Raw genomic sequence first — 3,697 nt, 5'->3', positions numbered from 1 at the left:
GGCGGGGATGGTGGTGGATCTCTCGGTGGAGGGTGAGGCGCGGTCCTATGGTCCGGAGATCGAGCAGACGGCCTACCGTGTGGTGCAGGAGGCGTTGACGAACGTCCACAAGCACGCGGCGGGGGCGAAGACGCGTGTGCGGCTCGCGCATCGGGATTCGGAGATCGCGATGCAGGTGGAGAACGGGCCGCCGCCGGAGTTGTCGTCGGCGTCGTCGGCGCGGTTGCCGTCCGGTGGGAACGGTCTGCTCGGGATGAGGGAGCGGGTCGTGGCGCTGGGCGGCGTGTTCGTGTCGGGACCGACGGATGCCGGGGGCTTCAGGGTGTCGGCGGTGATTCCTGCCTCGTAGGGGCCGGCGTCTTCTGCTGTTTTTCGTTCGGTTGTCCCGGGTGTCCGTCAGCCCGTTGTCAGGCGTACCGGGGCTGTGCCGGAGATGAGGGCGGACAGGGCCTGGTCGATGTCCGGGCCGAGGTACCAGTCGCCGGTGTGGTCGAGGGCGTAGACGCGGCCTTCGGCGTCGATGGCGAGCAGGGACTGGGTGTCGGTCTCGGTGCCGAGGGGGCAGACCTCGGTGTCGAGGGCGCGGCCGAGGTCGCCGAGGGTGCGGGCCATGTGCAGGCCGTGCAGTGGGTCGAGGTCGAGGGTGGTGGGGGCGATCTGGCGGCCGGTGCCGGTGGGGGTGATGCGCAGGCCGCCGAATTCGGCCCAGGCTTCGACGGCTGCGGGGAAGACGGTGTGCCGGTGCCCGGCGGGGGAGGTGTGGTCGCGCAGGGCGTCGGCCCATACTTCGGCCTGTTTTATGTCCCAGCGTCCGGGTTGCCAGCCGGCGGCGCGCAGGGCGGCGTCGACGGGTACGGCGAAGCGTGTGGTCGTGTGGCGGTCGGGATGCATCTGCCCTTCGTTCGTCGAGGCCGTGCGGTGCGCGGTGTGGCCGGGGTGTGGGGCGTCAGGCCTGGTCGTCCGTCGGGTCGACGATGCGGACGCCGAAGTGGGCGCTGAGCGCGGTGCAGGCGCGGCAGGGGGTGGCGAAGCTGCCGTGCAGGGGGTCGCCGTCCTCGCGGATGCGCCGGGCGGTGAGTTTGGCCTGTTTGAGGGCTTTGCGGGCTTCGCCGTTGGTCATGGGTTTGCGGGCGGCGCGTTTGCTGCGGCCCGTGTCGGCGGCGCTGATGTGCCGTGAGATGAGGATGGTCTCGGCGCAGCGGCCGGTGAAGCGGTCGCGTTGGGCGCTGGTGAGGGTGTCGAGGAAGTCCTGGACGAGGGGGTGCAGGGCGGGGGGTTCCTCGCCGCGGGCGGCGGTGCCGGTGAGGGTGGCGCCGCGTACGGACAGGGCGGCGGCGATGGTGGGGAGTATGCCGTCGCGGCGGTGGCGCAGGGTGGGTGCGTGCGGTGTCTCGGTGCTGCTCCAGCCGATCCTCGGGTCGCCGGAGGCGCTGGCGTGTGGTCCCGTCTGCGTCGCGTTCATGATCATCATCCCCTCCCGAGCATCCCCCCAGAGGACACAGAGTGCCAAATCGCGTGGCGGGTGCGGAAGCTGGGGCGGTGCGACACGCCAGGGCCGGGGCGGTGCGTCACCGCGGGGTGACGGCTGGTCATGTCCGGGCGGTGTGGAGGTCGGGTTCGGTGGGTGGAGGGCCGGTGACCGGTGTCGGCGTACCGCATAGGCTGTCGGCACGCCGCGATGCGCGCGGTCGACGCGTCGGAGAGTAGTAGTCGATACGGGTCTTGGTGGGACGGCACGGGAAGTCGTCCCCATCGTGGGCCGTACAGAGTGCCGCAGGGGGCAACCGCCATGACAGCAGGTCGGCTCGGGCAGCAAGCCGCGCCGCCGAACGCGGCCTATGCCGGGCAGGTCGTGCACTTCCCGGACCCGGTACGGGCCGCCCGTCACCCGAGAGGGGTGCGGGTGGACGAGCGTGGTTACCCCGACTTCTCGCCGTACGCTCGGGCGGCGGCGGAGATCGCGGAGCCGCCGGAGGGCTTCGGTGTCGACGAGTTGCGGCTGACGGACTACGTCTCCGCGAACGCGGCGCTGGCGGCGTCGGGGCACGAGCTGTGGGACACGGTGCCGAGTGTGGCGACTCCGCACGGCTGGACGTGGCACCACGTGGCGGGCGGCCGGCGTCTGGAGCTGGTCCCGGTGGAGGTGAAGGCGCTGCTGCGCCACCACGGCGGGATCGCGACCGCGAACGTCGACCAGGCCAAGCGCGGTACACGGCCGTTGCAGGAGACGAGGCCGGCGCACTTCGGGTTGCCGAAGTCGGGTGCGGCGGTGTCGGAGCAGCAGGTGCAGCAGGTCGAGGAGGACTTGGGGTACCGGCTGCCGGGGGCGTACCGGTCGTTCCTGCGGGCGGCGGGTGGTTGCGCGCCGGTCGGGACGGCGCTGGACGCGGAGTTGGGGCTGCTGATCGACCAGCCGTTCTTCACGGTGCGCGAGGAGGCGGCGGTCAACGACCTGGTGTACGTCAACAAGTGCCTGCGCGACCACCTGACCAAGGACTACCTGGGGGTGGGTTTCGTGCAGGGCGGGCTGCTGGCCGTGAAGGTGAAGGGCGAGCGGACCGGGTCGGTGTGGTTCTGCGCGTACGACGACGTCCGGGATGCCGATCCGGCGTGGTCGCAGGCCGAGCGGGTGGAGCGGCTGCTGTTGCCGTGCGGCGCGGACTTCGATGCTTTCCTGTCCCGGCTGGCGGGGTCTCCGCCGGAGTTGGAGACGGTGGCGAACCTGATGGTGGACGGTGGTTTCGCCCGTGCCGTCCCGGTCTCTTCCGTGTCGTCGGTGGGGGAGTGAGCTTCAGCGATGGTGACCTTCGCACAGGCGCAGGAGCGCGCGGAAGAGTGGATCAACGGTGATGTGCCGGCGTATCAGCACCGTGAGGTGCGGGTACGGGAGTTCGACCTCGGTTTCGTGGTGTGGGCCGAGGACCGTGCCGACGGACCGCGGTCGGACGGCGGTGCGCAGCGGCTGGTGATCGCGCGGGACAGCGGTGAGGCCACGCTGTGGCCCGCGCTGCCGGTGGGTGAGGTGATCCGGCGGTACGAGGAGGAGTACGGCGGGCCGGACGGCGTCGTGGACGCCGCGCCTGCGGCGCCTCCCGCCCGGGTGGATCTGAACCAGACGTCGTTCCTGCTGAGCCCGCCGGAGTGGTTGCAGGAGGCGGCGGACAAGCTGGGGATCCCGGACCGGCGCGGCGGAAGCGGTGGTGCGGGTGCCGGGGACGGCTCGCTGCCGCGGACGCAGGCCGGGGTGCCGGTGAGCGGGTCCGCCGGGGCCGGTACGGGCGCCCCCGTGGCGCCCGCTGCGCCCGGTACCGCGGGGACGCCCGCCGGGGCGACCCCGTGGGCCGGGACGGACACCAACGCGGAGGGCGGGGACGACCGTTCCGTACCGCTGCCCGCGACCGTGTTCGCGCCGCCGCTGAGCGACGCCGACGACGACGCCCCGCCGCCGGGGGCCGCACCGGACGCCAAGACGGCGCTGATAGAGGGCGGCAGCCGCCTTCCGCGCACGGCGCTGGCGCCCGCACTCGACGATCCCGCCGGACCGGGCACACCCCAGGGCAGTACTCCGCCTCCGCCGCCGGGTGGTCCGTCGTACGGCTATCCGCAGGGGCCGGGTGCGCCGGGGGTGGCCGGTGCTGCGGTTGCGGGTGTTCCGGGGGGTCCGGCGGTGCCCGGCACTCCGCCTCCGCCGCCGGGT

The 3,697-nt window shown here is 72.8% G+C and carries 4 protein-coding genes and 1 pseudogene; 3 read left to right on the top strand and 2 right to left on the bottom strand.

Going from position 1 to position 3,697, the window contains the following annotated elements:
- Window positions 1-349: ATP-binding protein (locus BZY54_RS21720; RefSeq protein ID WP_341868696.1), on the top strand; the 349-nt coding region annotated here is incomplete at its 5' end.
- 47 nt (window positions 350-396) lie between these two features.
- Here the strand turns inward: BZY54_RS21720 and BZY54_RS21715 are convergent.
- Complete coding sequence (locus tag BZY54_RS21715; protein ID WP_086726937.1) at window positions 397-891, bottom strand: SUKH-3 domain-containing protein; 495 nt, start codon at window positions 889-891, stop codon at window positions 397-399.
- Between the two features lie 55 nt (window positions 892-946).
- Window positions 947-1,471, bottom strand: a complete 525-nt coding sequence (locus tag BZY54_RS21710; RefSeq protein ID WP_086726935.1) for a YwqJ-related putative deaminase — start codon at window positions 1,469-1,471, stop codon at window positions 947-949.
- 318 nt (window positions 1,472-1,789) lie between these two features.
- On the opposite strand from BZY54_RS21710, the gene BZY54_RS21705 reads away from it, so the two are divergent.
- Window positions 1,790-2,788 carry an SMI1/KNR4 family protein gene (locus BZY54_RS21705; protein ID WP_086726933.1) on the top strand — a complete coding sequence of 333 codons (999 nt, stop codon included), beginning with the start codon at window positions 1,790-1,792 and terminating at the stop codon, window positions 2,786-2,788.
- A 9-nt stretch (window positions 2,789-2,797) separates the two neighbouring features.
- Window positions 2,798-3,697 (top strand): annotated as a pseudogene (locus BZY54_RS21700) (SUKH-4 family immunity protein); the annotation flags it as partial.

It is taken from the genome of Streptomyces carpinensis (genome assembly GCF_002154505.1).
Taxonomy (GTDB): Bacteria; Actinomycetota; Actinomycetes; order Streptomycetales; family Streptomycetaceae; genus Streptomyces; species Streptomyces carpinensis.
This window is presented reverse-complemented; position numbering and strand designations above follow the sequence as displayed.

What these genes read in the sequence shown, in the direction of transcription:
- BZY54_RS21710 (WP_086726935.1), bottom strand. Translation starts at nt 1,471, where the DNA reads ATGATGATCATGAACGCGACGCAGACGGGACCACACGCCAGCGCCTCC.
- BZY54_RS21705 (WP_086726933.1), top strand. Translation starts at nt 1,790, where the DNA reads ATGACAGCAGGTCGGCTCGGGCAGCAAGCCGCGCCGCCGAACGCGGCC.
- BZY54_RS21715 (WP_086726937.1), bottom strand. Translation starts at nt 891, where the DNA reads ATGCATCCCGACCGCCACACGACCACACGCTTCGCCGTACCCGTCGAC.